The sequence below is a fragment of the Streptomyces sp. NPDC055962 genome (assembly GCF_042270185.1).
GTDB lineage: Bacteria > Actinomycetota > Actinomycetes > Streptomycetales > Streptomycetaceae > Streptomyces.
In genome coordinates this window covers 262,316-280,746 of sequence record NZ_JBHJYN010000003.1, presented here as the reverse complement: position 1 = coordinate 280,746, position 18,431 = coordinate 262,316, and the positions used below count along the sequence as shown (strand labels likewise).

General features: G+C 74.2%; 19 protein-coding genes. 12 read left to right on the top strand and 7 right to left on the bottom strand.

Annotated elements, in window-relative coordinates; genetic code table 11:
- Nucleotides 1-342 precede the first annotated feature (342 nt).
- On the top strand, nucleotides 343-1,944 hold the full coding sequence (locus tag ACFC51_RS11825; protein WP_376377508.1) for a cation acetate symporter: 1,602 nt from the start codon (nucleotides 343-345) through the stop codon (nucleotides 1,942-1,944).
- A gap of 61 nt (nucleotides 1,945-2,005) precedes the next feature.
- Here ACFC51_RS11825 and ACFC51_RS11820 read toward each other — a convergent pair whose 3' ends face one another.
- A complete protein-coding gene (locus ACFC51_RS11820) occupies nucleotides 2,006-2,638 on the bottom strand; it encodes a TIGR03085 family metal-binding protein (RefSeq protein ID WP_376377506.1) in 633 nt (210 codons plus the stop codon).
- Nucleotides 2,639-2,723: 85 nt separating this feature from the next.
- Between ACFC51_RS11820 and hisI the strand changes: the two genes are divergently transcribed.
- The 11 genes from hisI (at nucleotide 2,724) to lgt (ending at nucleotide 11,699) form a co-directional block, all read left to right on the top strand.
- A complete protein-coding gene (gene hisI / locus ACFC51_RS11815; protein ID WP_376377504.1) occupies nucleotides 2,724-3,104 on the top strand; it encodes a phosphoribosyl-AMP cyclohydrolase in 381 nt (126 codons plus the stop codon).
- 11 nt (nucleotides 3,105-3,115) lie between these two features.
- On the top strand, nucleotides 3,116-4,609 hold the full coding sequence (locus tag ACFC51_RS11810; protein WP_376377502.1) for an anthranilate synthase component I: 1,494 nt from the start codon (nucleotides 3,116-3,118) through the stop codon (nucleotides 4,607-4,609).
- 139 nt (nucleotides 4,610-4,748) lie between these two features.
- Nucleotides 4,749-5,408: a TIGR02234 family membrane protein gene (locus ACFC51_RS11805; protein WP_376377500.1), complete on the top strand. Its 660-nt coding sequence runs from the start codon at nucleotides 4,749-4,751 to the stop codon at nucleotides 5,406-5,408.
- Between the two features lie 95 nt (nucleotides 5,409-5,503).
- A complete protein-coding gene (locus ACFC51_RS11800; RefSeq protein ID WP_376377498.1) occupies nucleotides 5,504-5,755 on the top strand; it encodes an HGxxPAAW family protein in 252 nt (83 codons plus the stop codon).
- Between the two features lie 114 nt (nucleotides 5,756-5,869).
- Nucleotides 5,870-6,340, top strand: coding sequence for a DUF2752 domain-containing protein (locus tag ACFC51_RS11795; RefSeq protein WP_376377496.1), 471 nt, complete (start codon nucleotides 5,870-5,872; stop codon nucleotides 6,338-6,340).
- Between the two features lie 112 nt (nucleotides 6,341-6,452).
- On the top strand, nucleotides 6,453-7,262 hold the full coding sequence (gene trpC, locus ACFC51_RS11790) for an indole-3-glycerol phosphate synthase TrpC (protein ID WP_277334476.1): 810 nt from the start codon (nucleotides 6,453-6,455) through the stop codon (nucleotides 7,260-7,262).
- A gap of 47 nt (nucleotides 7,263-7,309) precedes the next feature.
- Nucleotides 7,310-7,486, top strand: a complete 177-nt coding sequence (gene trpM / locus ACFC51_RS11785; protein ID WP_104791917.1) for a tryptophan biosynthesis modulator TrpM — start codon at nucleotides 7,310-7,312, stop codon at nucleotides 7,484-7,486.
- A gap of 133 nt (nucleotides 7,487-7,619) precedes the next feature.
- Nucleotides 7,620-8,900 carry a tryptophan synthase subunit beta gene (trpB, locus tag ACFC51_RS11780; protein WP_376377493.1) on the top strand — a complete coding sequence of 427 codons (1,281 nt, stop codon included), beginning with the start codon at nucleotides 7,620-7,622 and terminating at the stop codon, nucleotides 8,898-8,900.
- Nucleotides 8,897-9,709, top strand: coding sequence for a tryptophan synthase subunit alpha (gene trpA / locus ACFC51_RS11775; RefSeq protein WP_376377492.1), 813 nt, complete (start codon nucleotides 8,897-8,899; stop codon nucleotides 9,707-9,709). The genes trpB and trpA overlap by 4 nt, the downstream gene beginning before the upstream one ends.
- Nucleotides 9,710-9,784: 75 nt before the next feature.
- Nucleotides 9,785-10,609 carry a thioredoxin domain-containing protein gene (locus ACFC51_RS11770; RefSeq protein ID WP_376528302.1) on the top strand — a complete coding sequence of 275 codons (825 nt, stop codon included), beginning with the start codon at nucleotides 9,785-9,787 and terminating at the stop codon, nucleotides 10,607-10,609.
- 106 nt (nucleotides 10,610-10,715) lie between these two features.
- Nucleotides 10,716-11,699 (top strand): prolipoprotein diacylglyceryl transferase, encoded by a 984-nt coding sequence (gene lgt / locus ACFC51_RS11765; protein ID WP_376528299.1) that lies wholly within the window; start codon nucleotides 10,716-10,718, stop codon nucleotides 11,697-11,699.
- A 70-nt stretch (nucleotides 11,700-11,769) separates the two neighbouring features.
- Here the strand turns inward: lgt and ACFC51_RS11760 are convergent, their stop codons facing one another.
- From ACFC51_RS11760 to ACFC51_RS11735, 6 genes are read right to left on the bottom strand one after another with little or no spacing between them, the layout of a single operon-like run.
- A complete protein-coding gene (locus tag ACFC51_RS11760) occupies nucleotides 11,770-12,588 on the bottom strand; it encodes an HpcH/HpaI aldolase/citrate lyase family protein (RefSeq protein ID WP_376377486.1) in 819 nt (272 codons plus the stop codon).
- The gene (locus tag ACFC51_RS11755) at nucleotides 12,585-13,802 is read right to left on the bottom strand and encodes a CaiB/BaiF CoA transferase family protein (protein ID WP_376377484.1); all 1,218 of its coding nucleotides are present in this window, start codon (nucleotides 13,800-13,802) and stop codon (nucleotides 12,585-12,587) included. Before ACFC51_RS11755 ends, ACFC51_RS11760 begins: the two co-directional genes overlap by 4 nt.
- Nucleotides 13,799-14,686 carry a ribokinase gene (rbsK, locus tag ACFC51_RS11750; RefSeq protein WP_376377482.1) on the bottom strand — a complete coding sequence of 296 codons (888 nt, stop codon included), beginning with the start codon at nucleotides 14,684-14,686 and terminating at the stop codon, nucleotides 13,799-13,801. The genes ACFC51_RS11755 and rbsK overlap by 4 nt, the downstream gene beginning before the upstream one ends.
- The gene (locus ACFC51_RS11745) at nucleotides 14,683-16,050 is read right to left on the bottom strand and encodes an ADP-ribosylglycohydrolase family protein (RefSeq protein WP_376377480.1); all 1,368 of its coding nucleotides are present in this window, start codon (nucleotides 16,048-16,050) and stop codon (nucleotides 14,683-14,685) included. Before ACFC51_RS11745 ends, rbsK begins: the two co-directional genes overlap by 4 nt.
- Entirely contained in the window at nucleotides 16,047-17,243 is a 1,197-nt protein-coding gene (locus ACFC51_RS11740; RefSeq protein ID WP_376528296.1) for an ADP-ribosylglycohydrolase family protein, read from the bottom strand. The genes ACFC51_RS11745 and ACFC51_RS11740 overlap by 4 nt, the downstream gene beginning before the upstream one ends.
- Nucleotides 17,179-18,429, bottom strand: coding sequence for an ADP-ribosylglycohydrolase family protein (locus tag ACFC51_RS11735; RefSeq protein WP_376377517.1), 1,251 nt, complete (start codon nucleotides 18,427-18,429; stop codon nucleotides 17,179-17,181). The genes ACFC51_RS11740 and ACFC51_RS11735 overlap by 65 nt, the downstream gene beginning before the upstream one ends.
- Between the last annotated feature and the right edge of the window lie 2 nt (nucleotides 18,430-18,431).

Genomic DNA, 18,431 nt, shown 5'->3' with positions numbered 1-18,431 from the left:
CCCGCCGGGCCGTGCCGGAGGCGGGAGAGCGCCCGGCCGTCCGCCGTCCCGGACCGGCGCGGACGGATGGCCCGTGCGACGCCCCCCGGCCACCTTCGCGGACCGGCGGTCCCTACGACGCTTCCCCCCCGCGAGGGAGCACGGGCCGCCGGGCGGAGACCCTCCCGCCGGACGGATTCCCCCGGCCGGAGGAGCTTGTGCGGACGCACAGTCCTGAGCCGGGAGAGCTGTACCCGCGCCGCGCCGCGCCCCGGTGCCCTGTGCCCCGCGCGCACCGGCTGGTGCCATGGCGCGCATGCCTTCAGCTGCCCCTTGCAGAGCCGTACCGGCGGAGCGAACCCGGTGAGCGGCGCGATCGACGCCCGGTCCCTGGCCGTGGTCATCTTCCTCGCCTTCGTCGCCGTGTCCCTGCTGCTGTGCGGACTCGCCGCGGCCGACCAGGACGACCCGGAGCACTTCTACGCCGGCGGATCCACGCTCGGCCCCGTCGGCGGAGGACTGGCCATCGCCGGGGACTACGTCTCCGCCGCGACGCTGCTCTCCACCACCGGCTCCGTCGCGCTCGCCGGGTTCGACGGCCTGCTCTTCGCCCTGGCCACGGTCGCCTCGCTCGCCCTGGTCATGCGCCTCTTCGCGGAACGCCTGCGCCGCAAGGGCGTGTTCACCCTGGGCGACTTCCTCGCCGACCGCCTGGGTGACGGGTCCGTACGCCGGGCGCTCGGCGTCGCCACTCTCGTCGTGCTGGCCCCGCTGCTGCTCGTGCAGCTCACCACCGCCGGCCGCGTCATGACCGCCATGTTCGGACTGCCCGACGGCGCGCTCACCGGCTGCACCGTCGCCAGCGGCGCGCTGATGGTCTGCTACTCGGCATTCGGAGGGATGCGCGGCACCGGCTACATCCAGATCCTCAAGGTGGCCGTCGTCCTCGGCGCCGTCACCCTGCTCGCGGGGCTCGTCCTCGCGCGCTTCGACTGGTCGCCGTTCGCCCTCTTCGACGCCGCGCAGGCGGGCAGCAAGGCGGGCGGCGACTACGCGCGCCCGGGGCTGCAGTTCGGCCACGGGCTCGCCGGGGGGCTCGACCTGATCGGCTTCCAGATCACCCTGGTGCTCGGCGCCGCGTGCATGCCCCACATCATGATGCGGCTCCACCCGATCCGCGACGCCTGGACCGCCCGCCGGGCCGGCGTCTGGGCCGTGGCCCCCGTCGCCCTGCTGTGCGCCGGCATCGCCGTCGTCGGGCTCGGTGCCTCGGCCCTGATCGGCCGGGACCTGCTGCACGCCGCTGACCCGGCCGGCGGCACCGCCCTCCTGATGGTGACCGGCGCCCTGGACCCCGGTGCGACCGGTCCTCGGGACAGCCCGCTCTTCGCCCTCGTGGCCTGCGCCGCGTTCGCGACCACCCTGGCCGCGGTCGCCGGGATCACCCTGGCCGCCGCGTCGTCCGTGGCCCGCGACTTCACCCTCACGTCGGGGGCCCAGGGCGAGGGCAAGGCCTCATCGAGGGAGATCCGGCGCGCCCGCTGGGCCGTCGCAGGGATCGGGGCGCTCGCCGTGCTCCTCTCGGCGTACACCCACGACCGCAACCCCCAGGTGCTGCTCTCCCTGTCGTTCGCGGCGGCGGCCTCGATCCTGCCGCCCGTCCTGCTGTACGCCCTCTTCCGGCCGGGCTTCGACGCCCGCGGGGTGCGGTGGACCGTCTACGGGACGCTGCCGCTGACCGGTGTCCTGATGGTCCTGTCACCGGCGTTCTCCGGCACGCCCGTCGCCCTCTTCCCGGAGTGGGACTTCGCCGTGTTCCCGCTCCAGACCCCGGGCATCGTCACGATCCCGGCGGGGTTCCTCCTCGGCGTGCTCGGTTCGCGACGGGGCCCAGGCGCCGCCCCCGACGAGCGGAACCGCCACAGGGCCCCCTGGACGCCCGTACGCGCCCGCGACGGCGCCTGAGCGGCCGCACAGCGGCGGGCCCCGGTTCCCCGGGGCCCGCCACGGACCGCGCCGGCCCGGGCTACAGCCCGAGCTCGGCCGTGTGCAGCCTGGCCAGCGCGTCCTTGTCGCCGTCCAGCTCCACCCGCGCCGCGTCCTGCCGCCCCGCCGCGAACAGCAGCAGCTCCCCCGGCTCCCCGGTGACCGTCACCACCGGGGTGCCCTTGTGGGCCACCGCCGTCTGGCCGTCGGGGCGGCGCAGCACCAGACCCACCGGCGAGCGGCGGCCCATCATCCGGGCGGTCTTCTCCGTGCGCGACCACAGCACGTCCGCGAACACCGGATCGAGGTCCCGCTGCGACCAGTCGGCCTGCGCCCGGCGCACGTCCTCCGCGTGGATGTAGAACTCGACGGTGTTCGCCGCCTCGTCCAGCTGCTTCAGCCCGAAGGGTGACATCCGGGGCGGCCCCGTACGGATGAGCTGGATCAGCTCCTCGTACGGCTTGGCGGCGAACTCGGCCTGGACCCGCTCCAGCCGGTTCTTCAGGGCGCCCAGCAGGAGCCCGCCCGCGGCGTCCGCACGGCGCTCACGCACCACGACATGGGCGGCCAGGTCCCGGGTCTTCCAGCCGTTGCACAGGGTCTGGGCCTCGGGGCCCGCCGCTTCCAACAGGTCGGCGAGCAGAAGACGTTCACGCTTCGCATGGGTCGACATGCCCGCCAGCGTACGGCCGCCGCCCCCGGTCCGCCCAGTGGACGGACGACCGGAAGGCCCCGCCCGGCGCGGCACAATGGGGCCCATGACCAGCACGCCCGGCTCCACGCCCGCCAGCAATCTCGACCCGGCCGTCGCCGCCCGCCTCAAGCGCGGCCCCGACGGCCTCGTCCCGGCCATCGCCCAGCAGTACGACACGGGCGAGGTGCTCATGCTCGGCTGGATGGACGACGAGGCGCTGCACCGCACCCTCACCACCGGCCGCTGCACCTACTGGTCCCGCAGCCGCCAGGAGTACTGGGTCAAGGGCGACACCTCCGGACACGTCCAGCAGGTCAAGTCCGTCGCCCTGGACTGCGACGCCGACACCGTCCTGGTGAAGGTCGACCAGACGGGTGCCGCCTGCCACACCGGCGACCGCACCTGCTTCGACAAGGACGTCCTCCCGCTCACCGCGCCCCGATAAGGTCAGCCGCCATGGATCTCGAGATCTTCCGCAAGCTCGCCGTCGACCGGCGTGTCATCCCCGTCAGCCGCCGGCTCCTCGCGGACGGCGACACCCCGGTCGGGCTCTACCGCAAGCTCGCGGCCGAGCGCACCGGCACGTTCCTCCTCGAGTCCGCGGAGAACGGCCGCACCTGGTCCCGCTACTCCTTCATCGGGGTACGCAGCGCCGCCACCCTGACCGCACGCGACGGACAGGCCCACTGGCTCGGCACCCCGCCCGTCGGCGTCCCCGCCGACGGGGACCCGCTGGAGGCGCTGCGGGCCACGGTCGAGACCCTGCACACCCCGCGCGACCTGGTCGCCGACGACGGCCTGCCCCCGTTCACCGGCGGCATGGTCGGCTACCTCGGCTACGACGTCGTGCGCCGGCTGGAGCGGATCGCCGAGCACGGCGGCGACGACCTGAAGCTCCCCGAGCTGACGATGCTGCTCACCTCGGACCTCGCCGTGCTCGACCACGGCAACGGCACCGTCCTGCTGATCGCCAACGCGATCAACCACAACGACCTGGACACCGGGGTCGACGAGGCGTACGCGGACGCGGTCGCCCGGCTCGACGCCATGGAGCGCGACCTGTCCCGGCCGGTGGAGAACACACCCGCCGTCCTGCCGCCCTCCGAGCTCCCGCCCTACACCGCCCTCTGGGGCGGCCAGGCCTTCATGGACGCCGTCGAGGACGTCAAGGAACGCATCAGGGCCGGTGAGGCCTTCCAGGTCGTCCCCTCCCAGCGTTTCGAGACGCCGTGCACGGCGAGCGCGCTGGACGTCTACCGGGTGCTGCGCGCCACCAACCCGTCGCCGTACATGTACCTCTTCCGCTTCGACGGCTTCGACGTCGTCGGCTCCAGCCCCGAGGCGCTCGTCAAGGTCGAGGACGGCCGGGCCATGGTCCACCCGATCGCCGGGACCCGGCACCGCGGTGCCACCCCGCAGGAGGACCAGGCGCTCGCCGACGAGCTCCTCGCCGACCCGAAGGAACGCGCCGAGCACCTGATGCTCGTCGACCTCGGCCGCAACGACCTGGGACGGGTCTGCGCGCCCGGCAGCGTCGAGGTCGTCGACTTCATGTCGGTCGAGCGCTACTCGCACGTGATGCACATCGTGTCCACCGTCACCGGACGCGTCGCCGAGGGCCGCAGCGCCTTCGACGTCCTCACCGCCTGCTTCCCCGCGGGCACCCTCTCCGGCGCGCCCAAGCCCCGCGCCCTGCAGATCATCGAGGAACTCGAACCCACCCGGCGCGGCCTGTACGGCGGGTGCGTCGGCTACCTCGACTTCGCGGGGGACTCCGACACCGCCATCGCCATCCGGACCGCCCTGCTCCGTGACGGCACCGCCTACGTCCAGGCGGGCGCCGGCATCGTCGCGGACTCCGACCCGGTCGCCGAGGACACCGAGTGCCGCAACAAGGCCGCCGCGGTCCTGCGCGCCGTGCACACGGCGAACCGCCTCGGGGCCCACTGAGAGGGGCCCGCCGGGACAGCGCCACCTGCACGGAGACCTGGACGGAGCCGCCCGGCGAGACAGTTCTCACGCCGCTCCCGGCGCCGTGAGGGCTTCCTGCCGCCCCCTGTCCCCGACGGGTCCGGCCGGGTAGGGGATAGTGGAAGGCGTGAGTGCCGTCCCCGTACCCCAGCCCCGTTCCCGAGCCGTCTCCGCGCCCGACAGCGCGGGGAACCGCCGAAGTCTGGCCGCCGGCCTGCTCCTCGGTGCGGCCGGTGCCACCGTCGTACTCCTCGCCTCCGGGCAGACCTGGGCCGAGGGCGAGGCGGCCGTCGGCGGCGGCGTCCTGCCGCTGAGCGCCGACGGCCAGGACGTCACCGGCCTCCCGGCGGCCCTGGCCGTCGTCGGCCTGGCCGCTCTGGTCGCCGTCTTCGCCGTCCGCGGCGGCGGACGGCTGCTCGTCGCCGGCCTGCTGGCCCTCAGCGGCCTCGGCGCCGGACTGAGCGCCTGGGCGGGCGCCTCCGACAGCGCGGCCCTGGACGAACAGGCCGCGCGGACCACCGGCGACACCGCGGCCACCGTCGACGCACTCAGCCACACCGCGTGGCCCTACGTCACCGCGGCCGGCGGCCTGCTGATCCTGCTCGCGGGGCTCCTCGCCCTGCGCTTCGGCAGCCGCTGGCCCGCCATGTCGGGGCGGTACGAACGCGACGGCACCCCCCGCCCCCGCAAGGCCCCCCGCACCGCCCCGGACCCCGAACGGCCCGAGGAACTCTGGAAGGCCCTGGACCGCGGCGAGGACCCGACGCGCGACGCGTGACCCCCGAGCCTCACGTCCACCGGCGCGTACGGGACAATGGCAGCGGGCTTTTCCCACAGCGACACCTTCAGCGCAACACCAACAAGGAGCAACTCATGGCGGGCAGCAGCCACGGACACACCCCGGCCGCCTGGACCGGTGTCATCATCTCCTTCATCGGCTTCTGCATCGCGGGCCTCTTCATGGTCGCGGCGAACCAGCTCGGCTTCTGGGCCGGGATCGTCGTCGTCCTCCTCGGGGGTGTCGTCGGTTTCGCCATGAAGCTGGCCGGTCTCGGCATGCCGAAGGAGTCCGACGAGATGGCGGCCGCCAGGGCCCGCGCCTCGCAGGCCCAGATCACGGCCTGAGGCCGGATCACGGCCTGGGACGGCGCACCGGCGGGTGCCGGTGCCCCAGGACACGACGCGAGGCGCAGCCCGGACCGGGCTGCGCCTCTCCGCATGAGCGGGGACAATCACCGCGTGGACGCCTCAGCCTCTCCCTCTCCCGCCGCCCCCGGCCCCGTGCCCGGGCCTCCGCCGGCCCCCGCACGGGCCTCCCTGATCCGCCGGCTCGCCGTCCCCGCCGGGGTCATGGCAGCCGTCGTCGGAGCCTTCGGCTACGTCGCCGCGGTCGACCCCAACGAAGCCGGTCACTACCCGGTCTGCCCCATGCTCCGGTTCACCGGGCTGCTCTGCCCCGGCTGCGGCGGTCTCCGCAGCGCGTACGCCTTCGCCCACGGAGATCTCGCCACCGCGCTCGGCGCCAACGCCCTGGCCGTCGCCGGCTACGCCGTCTTCGCCGTGGTCTGGCTGCTCTGGACGGTCCGCGCGGCCCGGGGAAGGCCGATGAGGATCGGCCTCGCGCCGGTCCACTGGTGGGGCGTCGGCGCGGTCCTGCTCGTGTTCTCCGTGGTCAGGAACCTGCCCTTCGGATCGGCGCTGGCGCCGTGAATGACCAGGGAGTGGGACGCGGGGCCGCCGGATGCGGGCCCAGGGCCCTCCTGCGGATACCATCGACATGGCTGATCCTGTTCCACCACCGCTTCGGAAGGGGGCCGCTCGCGTGAGTGTGCTCGACGAGATCATTGACGGCGTTCGCGCCGACCTCGCGGAGCGGCAGGCGCGTGTCAGCCTCGACGAGCTGAAGGAACGCGCCGCGCGCGCTCCCCAGGCCAAGGACGGAGTCGCCGCCCTGCGCGGCGAGGGTGTGACCGTCATCTGCGAGGTCAAGCGCTCCAGCCCCTCCAAGGGGGCCCTTGCCGCCATCGCCGACCCGGCCGCGCTCGCCGCGGACTACGAGGCCGGCGGGGCGTCCGTCATCTCGGTGCTCACCGAGGAGCGCCGTTTCGGCGGCTCGCTCGCCGACCTGGAGGCCGTACGCGCCAAGGTCGACATCCCGGTCCTGCGCAAGGACTTCATCGTCACCTCGTACCAGCTGTGGGAGGCACGGGCCTACGGCGCCGACCTCGCCCTGCTGATCGTCGCCGCCCTCGACCAGGAGGCCCTCGTCTCGCTGATCGAGCGGGCCGAGTCGATCGGCCTGACGCCGATCGTCGAGGCGCACGACGAGGAGGAGGCGGAGCGCGCCGTGGACGCCGGAGCGAAGATCATCGGTGTCAACGCGCGCAACCTGAAGGACCTCAAGGTCGACCGTTCCACCTTCGAACGCGTCGCCCCCGAGATCCCCGACCACATCGTCAAGGTCGCCGAGTCCGGCGTCCGGGGCCCGCACGACCTCATCGCCTACGCCAACGCCGGCGCGGACGCGGTGCTCGTCGGCGAGTCCCTGGTCACCGGCCGCGACCCCCGGGCCGCCGTGGCCGACCTGGTCGCCGCGGGCGCCCACCCGGCACTCCGGCACGGACGGGGCTGAACCGGCCCGTGTCCGCCGACCGTCCCGCCGCCCGCGTCCGGCCGGGCCTGCGCCCCGCCGCGGCGAGCGCCCGGGACCCGCACGCGCCGCTGGCACGCGGCTGCCGCCCCCGCGGCTGCCGCGCGCCCGCCCGGCGTGTGCACGGCCGGCGCGTGCGGTACGTGATCGGCGACGAGCCGGGACAGGTCAACGGCATGCGATGGCGCACGGGGTCCGCGCCGTAGCGAGCCCCGGCCGTCGCCCCCCGTACAGGGGGATCCGCACGACCCACCGCACCGACCGTCCACCGGTCGGCGCGGCGCTCCGCCCACGGCGCATACGGTGACACCACCCGTTGCGATTCGAGGAGCACATCGCATGTCGTCCGACTTCTTCATCCCGGACCCCGAGGGTCTGATCCCCAGCGCCGAGGGGTACTTCGGCGCCTACGGTGGCAAGTTCATCCCGGAGGCGCTCGTCGCCGCCGTGGACGAGGTGGCCGTCGAATACGACAAGGCCAAGGCGGACCCGGCCTTCGCCGTCGAGCTCAACCAGCTCATGGTCGACTACACCGGCCGCCCCAGCGCGCTCACCGAGGTCGCGCGCTTCGCCGAGCACGCGGGCGGCGCCCGCGTCTTCCTCAAGCGCGAGGACCTCAACCACACCGGCTCGCACAAGATCAACAACGTGCTGGGCCAGGCGCTCCTCACCAAGCGCATGGGCAAGACCCGCATCATCGCGGAGACCGGAGCGGGCCAGCACGGCGTCGCCACCGCGACCGCCTGCGCCCTGTTCGGGCTCGAGTGCACCATCTACATGGGTGAGATCGACACCGAGCGGCAGGCGCTGAACGTCGCGCGGATGCGGATGCTCGGCGCCGAGGTCGTCGCCGTGAAGTCCGGCTCCAGGACCCTCAAGGACGCCATCAACGAGGCGTTCCGCGACTGGGTCGCCAACGTGGACCGCACCCACTACCTGTTCGGCACCGTCGCCGGGCCGCATCCCTTCCCGGCGATGGTCCGTGACTTCCACCGGGTGATCGGCGTCGAGGCCCGCCGCCAGATCCTGGAGCGCACCGGCCGCCTGCCCGACGCCGCGGTCGCCTGCGTCGGCGGCGGATCCAACGCCATCGGCCTCTTCCACGCCTTCATCCCCGACGAGGGCGTCCGCCTGATCGGCTGCGAACCGGCCGGCCACGGGGTGGAGACCGGCGAGCACGCGGCGACCCTGACCGCGGGTGAGCCCGGCATCCTGCACGGCTCACGCAGCTACGTCCTCCAGGACGACGAGGGCCAGATCACCGAGCCCTACTCCATCTCCGCCGGGCTCGACTACCCGGGCATCGGACCCGAGCACGCCTACCTCAAGGACGTCGGCCGCGGCGAGTACCGCGCGGTCACCGACGACGCCGCCATGCAGGCGCTGCGCCTCCTCTCCCGCACCGAGGGGATCATCCCGGCCATCGAGAGCGCGCACGCGCTGGCCGGGGCCCTGGAGATCGGGCGGGAGCTCGGCGAGGACGGGCTGATCCTGATCAACCTGTCCGGCCGCGGCGACAAGGACATGGACACGGCGGCGCGCTACTTCGGGCTGTACGACGGCGCCGACGCCGTCGTCGAGGCCGATGTGGCCGACGGAGAGGAAGAGGTCACCAAGTGAGCGGCAACCGAGAGCTTCTCGCATCGACGCTGGCCCGGACGGCATCCGAGGACCGGGCGGCGCTCATCGCCTACCTGCCCGGAGGCTTCCCGACCGTCGACGGCGGCATCGAGGCCGTCAAGGCGGCCGTCGCCGGCGGCGCCGACGTCATCGAGGTGGGCCTCCCGCACAGCGACCCGGTGCTCGACGGGCCGGTCATCCAGACCGCCGACGACATCGCGCTGCGCGGCGGGGTCAGGATCGCCGACATCATGCGCACGGTCCGGGAGGCCCACGAGGCAACCGGCGCGCCGATCCTCGTCATGACGTACTGGAACCCGATCGACCGGTACGGCGTGGAGCGCTTCACCGCCGAGCTCGCCGACGCGGGCGGCGCCGGGTGCATCCTGCCCGACCTGCCGGTCCAGGAGTCGGGACTGTGGAGGGAGCACGCGGAGAAGCACTCCCTCGCCACCGTCTTCGTCGTCGCCCCGAGCAGCCAGGACGCACGGCTCGCCACGATCACCGCGGCGGGCTCCGGCTTCGTGTACGCCGCCTCCCTGATGGGCGTCACCGGCACCCGCGAGTCGGTCGGCGAGCAGGCCCAGGACCTGGTGCGGCGCACCAAGGCCACCACGGACCTGCCCGTCTGCGTGGGCATCGGCGTCTCCACCGCCGAGCACGCCCGGGAGGTCGCCGGCTTCGCCGACGGGGTGATCGTCGGCTCCGCCTTCGTCAAGCGGATGCTCGACGCGCCCGACGAGGCCGCCGGTCTCGCCGCCGTACGCGCCCTCGCGGCCGAACTGGCCGAAGGCGTTCGAAAGCGCTGACACCCGTCGTCATCCGTACGGGTGGACCTGGGACCGGGGAGGCGCTCACGCGCCTCCCCGGTTCGTTTGCGCGGTGTGAGCGAGAAGAACCGAGACCGAAGCAGAGCCGCGCGCGACCGGCTCGTCCAGCAGCGTGAGCAGGACCGGGCGCGCGAGCGCCGCCGCCGCACGCTGATCGTCGCGACCGCCGTGGTGGGGGTGCTGGCGCTCGCCGCGGTGATCGGAGTGATCGCCGCCAACGCCGGGAAGAACGACAAGGACAGCGAGGCCGGACCCGCCGTCACCCCGTCCGGGGCTATGGGGGAGGACGGCCTGGCCCTCCAGGTCGGGGCCGACGACGCACCGTCCACGCTCACGATCTGGGAGGACTTCCGCTGCCCGGTCTGCGCCCAGTTCGAGAACGCCTTCCGCGACACGTTCACGGAGCTGACGGACAGCGGGCAGCTCAAGGTGGAGTACCACCTGGCCACGATCATCGACGGCAACCTCGGCGGCAGCGGCTCCCTGCGCGCGGCCAACGCCGCGGCCTGCGCCCAGGACGTCGGCAAGTTCGCCCCGTACCACGACGTCCTCTACCGCAACCAGCCCGCCGAGACCGACGACGCCTTCGGCGACAACGGCAAGCTGATCGACCTCGCCGGCAAGGTGGACGGCCTGGACACCCCCGCCTTCCGCAGCTGCGTGGAGGACGGCACGCACGACAGCTGGGTGGAGAAGTCCAACAAGGCGTTCGGCGAGGGGGGTTTCCAGGGGACCCCCACGGCGCTGCTCAACGGCGAGTCGATCTTCCCGAAGAAGGGGAACGAGCAGATCTCCGAGGCCAACATCAAGAAGTGGGTGGCGGAGGCGAACAAGGGCAAGAAGCCGGGCACCGTCGGCGCCACACCGTCGGCCTCGTAGGACCGGCGGAGCACCCCGGCGGGTACTCCGCCGGGGGTCCCGTTACCCAGAAGTTGCCGGACGGCTTGCCGTACGTCCCGTCCGGCAGGGTAGCGTCGACCCCGTCATGAACCTTGCCTTCATTCCCAGCCCGTCGACCGGCGTGATCGAGCTCGGCCCGATCCCGCTCCGCGGCTACGCGTTCTGCATCATCATCGGTGTCTTCGTCGCCGTCTGGTTCGGCAACAAGCGCTGGATCGCCAGGGGCGGCAGAGCCGGCACCGTCGCCGACATCGCCGTGTGGGCCGTGCCCTTCGGCCTGGTCGGCGGCAGGCTCTACCACGTCATCACCGACTACCAGCTGTACTTCAGCGACGGTGAGGACTGGGTCGACGCCTTCAAGATCTGGGAGGGCGGCCTCGGTATCTGGGGCGCGATCGCCCTCGGCGCGGTCGGCGCCTGGATCGGCTGCCGACGGCGCGGGATCCCGCTCCCGGCCTGGGCGGACGCGCTGGCCCCCGGCATCGCCTTCGCCCAGGCGATCGGGCGCTGGGGCAACTGGTTCAACCAGGAGCTGTACGGCAAGCCGACGGACGTGCCCTGGGCACTGAAGATCAGCGAGGGCACGAACCGCGTCGCGGGCACCTACCACCCGACCTTCCTGTACGAGTCGCTGTGGTGCGTCGGTGTGGCGCTCCTGGTCATCTGGGCCGACCGCCGCTTCAAGCTCGGACACGGCCGCGCCTTCGCGCTGTACGTCGCCGCCTACTGCGCGGGCCGCGGCTGGATCGAGTACATGCGTGTCGACGAGGCGCACCACGTGCTGGGCCTCCGGCTCAACGTGTGGACCGCGATCGTGGTGTTCGTCCTCGCCGTGACGTACATCGTGGTCTCGGCGAAGGTCCGCCCCGGCCGCGAGGAGATCGTCGAGCCCGCCGCCCAGGAAACGGCCGGGGATGCCGGGAAGGACGGCTCCGCCGAGGGGACGGCCGGATCCTCGGACGAGGCCGCCGAGGACGTCACCCCGGAGGCGGAGGCCCCGGAGGCGGAGGCCCCGGAGGCGGAGGCCCCGGAATCCGACGGGTCGCCGCAGAAGGCCGACCGGAGCTGACACACCGCAGACCCTGGTAGGGGCCGCCGGACCTCCGAGGCCCGGCGGCCCCTTCGCATGTGCGCGGGCCTCAGCGGCGGCCGGCCAGCGAGAGCGTGCGCCGCGCGGTCGCCACCACCGCTGCGTCGACGAACCTCCCGTCCGGGAGGGCCTGCGCCCCCGCCTCGGTCCTGGACGCCTCCAGGACCTGTTCCGCCGCCTCCACCTCGCGCGCCGTGGGGCGGAAGGCGCGTTCGATGACCGGCAGCTGCCGGGGGTGGATCGCCGCCCGGCCGAGCAGGCCGAGATCCCGCCCGTGCGCACACGAGGACCGCAGCCCGGACAGGTCACGGACGTCGGGGTAGACCGACATCACGGGCGGGTCGAGTCCGGCCGCCCGCGCCGCGATCACCACACGGCTGCGCGGCCAGTCGAGGCCTGCGTCGTCCCGCACCCCCAGGTCCGCGCGGAGGTCCGCCTCGCCCAGCGCAACCCCCCGTACGGCGGGATGCGCCCCGGCGATCGAGTACGCGTGCTCGATCGCCAGCGCCGACTCCAGCAGCGGATACAGCGCCACCCCGGGCGCCAGCGCCGCGACGTGGTGCACCGACGCCGCATGCGTGATCTTGGGGAGCCGCATCCCGGACAGTCCCGGCAGCCCTGCCAGCGCCTTCACGTCGTCCTCGCCGTGGACCCGGACATGGACCGGCACCGCCCTCGGGTCCGCCGTCACCGGGTCCGAGAGGAGCTCGGCCGTCGCCGACCGGGCGTACTCCTTGCGGTCCGGGGCGACGGCGTCCTCCAGGTCGACGATCACGACGTGTGCGCCCGAGCCGAGCGCCTTGCGGACCACCTCGGGCCGGTCCCCGGGGACGTACAGCCAGGTCAGCGCCACTGCCGGGCCGGTCACAGCGCACCCTCGTCCCGCAGCGACGCGATCACCGGGGCGGAGAGGCCGAGCTCCGCCAGGATCTCCTCGGTGTCCGCTCCGTGGGGTCTCCCGGCCCAGCGGATCGCCCCCGGTGTCTCCGAGAGCCGGAAGAGCACGTTCTGCATGCGCAGGGGCCCCAGCTCGGGGTCGTCGACCTCGGTGATCGTGCCCAGCGCCCGGTACTGGGGATCCTCCATCACGTCCCGTACGTCATGGATCGGCGCGATCGCCGCCTCGGCCTTCTCGAACGCGTCAACCGCCTCCTCCCGGGTCCGCCGGGCGATCCAGTGGCCCACCGCCTCGTCCAGCTCGTCGGCGTGCTCGGCGCGGGTGCTCCCGGCGGAGAACCACGGCTCCTCGATCAGCTCGGGGCGGCCGACCAGCCGCATCACGCGCTCCGCGACCGACTGGGCGGAGGTCGAGACGGCGACCCAGTGGCCGTCCGCGGTCCGGTAGGTGTTGCGGGGCGCGTTGTTGCGGGAGCGGTTGCCGGTCCGCGGCTGGACGTACCCGAGCTGGTCGTACCAGAGCGGCTGCGGTCCCAGCACGGTCAGGATCGGCTCGATGATCGCCATGTCCACCACCTGCCCGCCCCCGGTCCGGTCGCGTCCGGCCAGCGCCGTCATCACCGCGTACGCCGTGGCGAGCGCCGCGATCGAGTCGGCGAGCCCGAACGGCGGCAGGGTCGGCGGCCCGTCCGGCTCGCCGGTGACGGCGGCGAAGCCGCTCATCGCCTCGGCCAGCGTGCCGAAGCCGGGCCGGTGCGCGTAGGGGCCCGACTGGCCGAAGCCCGTGACCCGGGCGAGGACCAGCCGCGGGTTCACGGCCCGCAGCTCCTCCCAGCCCAGTCCCCAGCGCTCCAGCGTGCCGGGCCGGAAGTTCTCCACGACCACATCGGTCTCCGCGGCCAGCCGCAGCAGCACGTCCCGGCCGCCCGGGGAGGAGAGGTCCAGGGTGAGCGTGCGCTTGTTGCGGCCGAGCAGCTTCCACCACAGCCCGATCCCGTCCTTCGACGGGCCGTGCCCGCGCGAGGGATCGGGCTTGCGCGGATGCTCGACCTTGATGACCTCCGCACCGAAGTCCCCCAGCATCGTGGCCGCGAGCGGCCCGGCGAAGAGGGTGGCGAGGTCCAGGACCCGCAGACCGGAGAGCGGGGCCGCCGACGGCGTGGGCGTCGTCGCGGGAGTGCTCATGCGGCATCGATCTCGCTGCGGTAGGGCATGGATGTCGACGCGCCGTGACGCTGTACGCAGAGGGCGGCCGCCGAGGACGCCCAGCCCAGCGCCTCGGGGACGGACCGGCCCTCGCCGAGCGCGACGGCGAGCGTGCCGACGAAGGTGTCACCGGCGCCGGTCGTGTCGACGGCGGTGACCTCGGGGGCCGGGAAGAGGACCGGTGGTTCGCCGCCCCGCGCCACGTACAGGCAGCCCTTCCCGCCGAGGGTGATCACGACCTCGGGGACCTGCTGGAGCAGGACCTGCGCGGCCGCGTGCGGTTCCGTCTGCCCGGTGAGCCGGGCGGCCTCGTGCTCGTTGGGGATCAGCAGGTCGACGGCGTCCAGGAGCCCCGGCGGCAGCGGCTGGACGGGGGAGGGGGTGAGGATCGTCCGCACCCCGTGGGCCTTCGCCGTGCGCGCCGCCTCGGTCACGGCCGACAGGGGGAGTTCCAGCTGGAGGAGGAGCAGGCCGGCCGCGGAGACGGCGGCCCTCTCGCCCGGTCCGAGCGCGGTCACCGTGCCGTTCGCGCCGGGAACCACCACGATCGCGTTGGACCCCTCGTCGTCGACGACGATGTGCGCGGTGCCGCTGGGGCCCGCGACGGTGTGCAGCAGGTCGGTGTCCACACCGGCGTGCTCCAGGTTCGACCGGAGGAGCGAGCCGTACTCGTCGGTGCCGACCGCGCCGATCATCACGACCTCGCCCCCCGCGCGGGCCGCGGCGACGGCCTGGTTGGCGCCCTTGCCGCCGGGGACGGTCCTGAACTCCCGTCCGGTGACGGTCTCCCCGCGCCCGGGTGCCCGGTCGACGTAGGCGACCAGGTCCATGTTGGTGCTGCCGAGCACCGCGATCGCTGTCATGGGCGGTGTACCTCCTGGTAGGTCAGTTCCGCGAGGGTGTCGAAGCCGATGGAGCCGAAGCCGGCGACGGAGGTGGCGAGACGGTTCTTGAGGGGAGCGGTCCAGCGGTCGGGGAGCGCGGCCGCCCGCCCGGCCAGCAGGCCCGCGAGCGAGCCGGCGGTCGCGCCGTTGGAGTCGGTGTCCCAGCCCCCGGACACCGCGCAGCCGATGGAGCGCGAGAAGTCGCCCTCCGCGTGGGTGAGGGCGGCGGCGAGGAGCGCCGCGTTGGGCAGGACGTGGACCCAGTGATGGGTGGCCCCGTAGGCGTCGTGGAGCCGGTCCACCACGGTGTCGAAGTCCGGTTCCGCGCGGGCCGTCCCGATGCCCAGCCGCACCGCCCGCGCGTACCGGGACCGGGGCGGCACCACACGGAGCCCGGCCGCCAGGCAGCCGTGCACGTCCGTCTCACCGCCCGCGGCCTCGGCGAGGGCGGCGGCGGTGAACATCGCCCCGTACACCCCGTTGGCCGTGTGGGTGAGGACCGCGTCCCGGTGGGCCTGCGCGGCGGCGGCCCCGGGATCGCCCGGGTGGGTCCAGCCGTGCACGTCGGCCCGGATCTGGGCGCCGATCCACTCCCGGAAGGGATTGCGGTGGCGGGCCGTGGCCGGGGGCTCGACGCCGTCGAGCAGGTTGCGGTACGCGATGCGTTCCGCGGTGAAGACACGGCCCGCCGGAAGCTCGTCCAGCCAGAGCCGGGCCAGGTCCGAGGTGGTGAAGCAAGGGCCGTACCGCTGGAGCAGCAGCAGGGCCAGGACGGGGTGGTCGAGGTCGTCGTCCTCCGGCATCCCGTCGATGTTCTCGGCGAGGGAGGTGGCCGCCGAGCGGCGGTTCCACGGGTGGGCGGCGGCCAGGTCGGCCGGTACTCCCCGGGCGGTGAACCAGGTGGTGAGCGGCCAGTTGCCGGTGGCGCGGGCCAGGGCCCGGATGCCCGTCAGCGGCAGCTTCTCGACCGGCTTGCCGAGCAGGCAGCCGGCGGCCCGGCCAAGCCAGGCCGCGTGCAGGCGGTCGCTGTCGAGGGAGACCGGTGCGCCGGGCGGTGCCGGCCAGCGCGGGCACGCGGCCCGGATCGCCGGCAGCTCCGTCGGCTCGTCCCCCTCCAGCGGGCTCTCCATGGCCTGGAGTTCGTCCAGGAGCTGCTCGGCCAGCGCGCGCAGCCCGGCCGGGGCGGCCGGCTCCGAGGCGCCCGCGCGCTCGGGGGCCGGGGCGCCACCCGCCGCGTACCACCGCTGTGCGACGTCGCCCGTGTCCCGGCCGTCCTGCGCGGCCTGACGCAGCTCGTGACCGACCAGGTCCTCGGGCTGGACCCAGGTCAGGCGGAGGGTCACCGGCCCTCGCCGGCCAGCTCGGCGAACGCCGCCTCGTGCGTGCGGCGCCGCGCGGTGTCCCGCGCGAACACCTCACGGGCGACCTCGGCCAGGACCCGCGCGGGGGCGTGCAGATCGAGACGGCTGGCCTCGGACACCGTCTTCACCCAGTCGACGGGGATGGACTGCTCGCCGTGGAGCGCGCCCGCGAGCGCGCCGCTCATCGTGGCGATCGAATCGCAGTCCCGGCCGTAGTTGACCGAGCCGAGCACCGTGCGCCGGTAGTCGCCGCCGCCGACGAGCAGCATGCCGAGCGCGACCGGAAGCTCCTCGACCGAGTGCAGCCGGGACGGCCGCCGGGCACCCAGCGAGGGGTCCCGGTAGTGGGGGCCCACCGTGTCGAACGGTGCGACGGCGGCGCGCAGCGGCACCAGCGCGGACTCGAAGTCGTCGTGCCGGCAGGCCACTTCGCAGACCGCCTCGATCGCCGACCGGGTGCCGTCCTTGGCCAGGGCCAGAGCCGCCTCGACGACGGAGGAGGGCGTGGCCCCCGGGACGCACGCGGCGGCGACGGCGCCGGCCAGCACCCCTGCCGCCTCCCTGCCGTACGACGACTGGTGCGCCCCCGCGACGTCCAGGGCCTCCGCGTACGCGGCCTGCGGGTGCGCGGCGTTCACCAGGCCGACCGGGGCCATGTACATCGCCGCGCCGCAGTTGACGATGTTGCCCGACCCCGCCTCCCGGGGGTCGGCGTGCCCGTAGTGCAGCCGCGTGACGATCCACTTCTCGGCGAGGAAGATCCGCTGCAGGGGGAGCGCCTCGGCCTCCAGCTCCGGGATCCAGCGGGGGCGGGACATCAGGTCCGGTACGAGGTGGTCGGCGACCGCGTACGCGTCGAGATGGCCGCGCACGGTCTCGTAGACGCGGATCAGCGCATGGGTCATCAGGGTGTCGTCGGTGACGTGCCCGTCGCCCTTGTGGTACGGGGCGATGGGGCGCGCCGTGCGCCAGTCGTCGCCGTACCAGGTGCCGACGATGCCGGTCACCCGGCCGCCGTGGCGCTCCGCGATCTGCTCGGGCGTCCAGCCCTCGACGGGGCCGCCGAGTGCGTCCCCGACGGCCGCGCCGACGAGCGCTCCGGTGACGCGTTCATCCAGGGTGAGTGCCGTGGTGGTCGTGCCGGCCGCGAGCGGTTCGGATGTTTTGTGTGCCATGCCGGAATTGTCCACCCGGGGTGGCCGGTTCCGTGGCTGCGAGCAGCCCGGCGAGTTCGATGAGATCGGTCCCCGCCAGCCGGGGCAGCGCGCACCCGGCCAGCGTGCGGCAGGCCTCCCGCCAGCCCGCCGGCACGGTGACCGAACCACCCAGCGCACCGGTCAGCGCCCCCGCCAGGGCGGGCGCGGAATCCGCGACCCGGGAGAGGCAGGCTGCGGCCGGCACGGCCTGCGCGATCTCGCCCCGGGCGGCCGTCGCCAGGGCCAGGGCCACCGGCACCGTCTCGGCCGCGGCGATCCCGTAGCTGTAGACGTGGTCGACGATCTGATGCTCCAGCACGGGGACGAGCGCGAAGGCACCCGCCGGCTCCCCGGCGAACTCACGGGCCAGCCGTACGGCGTGGGCGGCGTTGCGGGCGATCTCCGTGCCGTCGGGCAGCTGGGCGAGCGCGGCGTTCACCGCCGCGTCGACGTCCGCGCCCGCCAGCGCCTCGGAGACGGCGGCGGCCACGGCGCGCGCGCCGTGCACCCCGTCACCGTCCTGGGTGTACCGGGCGTCGAACTCGGCGAGCTCGGCCGCCGCCGCCGGATCGCCCGGGTGCACGACCGCCAGCACGGCGGCCCGCACACAGGCGGCGTCGTCGAAGTAGTGCGGATTGTCGTGCCCGGTGGCGGGCGGGCGCAGCCCGGCGGCGAGATTGCCGAGCCCGGCGCGCACGGAGATCCGGGCCCGGAGCGGGAGGACGGCCGACTCGACCTCGGGGGCGCTGGCGCTCGCGGCGGCCACCTTCGCGGCCAGTGCGTTCCACGCCCGGTCGACCGCGTCCCGCATCCGGTGGCCGGGGGAGAGGTCCGGGGCGTGGTCGGCGGCCGCGGACAGCACCGTGCGCGCGGCGAACGCCGCCCATTCGGCGTCGTCGGACGGGCCGAGCCGCAGGGGTTCCGGCGGCTGGTTGAGGGCGATCGGCACCGGAAGCGTCGTCGTCGCGTTCTGCTCCGCGAAGGTGTCCAGCTCCCGGGTGAGCCGCCTCGTCCACTCGGGCATCCGTGCGGCCCGGTGGCGCGCGGCCGGCCACCCGGCGGCGTCGCCGGCCGCCAGCCCGAGCAGCAGCCCCTCGATCCTGGCCTGTCTGCCCAGGGCTGCGCGGCTCCCGGGTGCGGGCTCGGCGGTGATCCGGATGGCCAGGT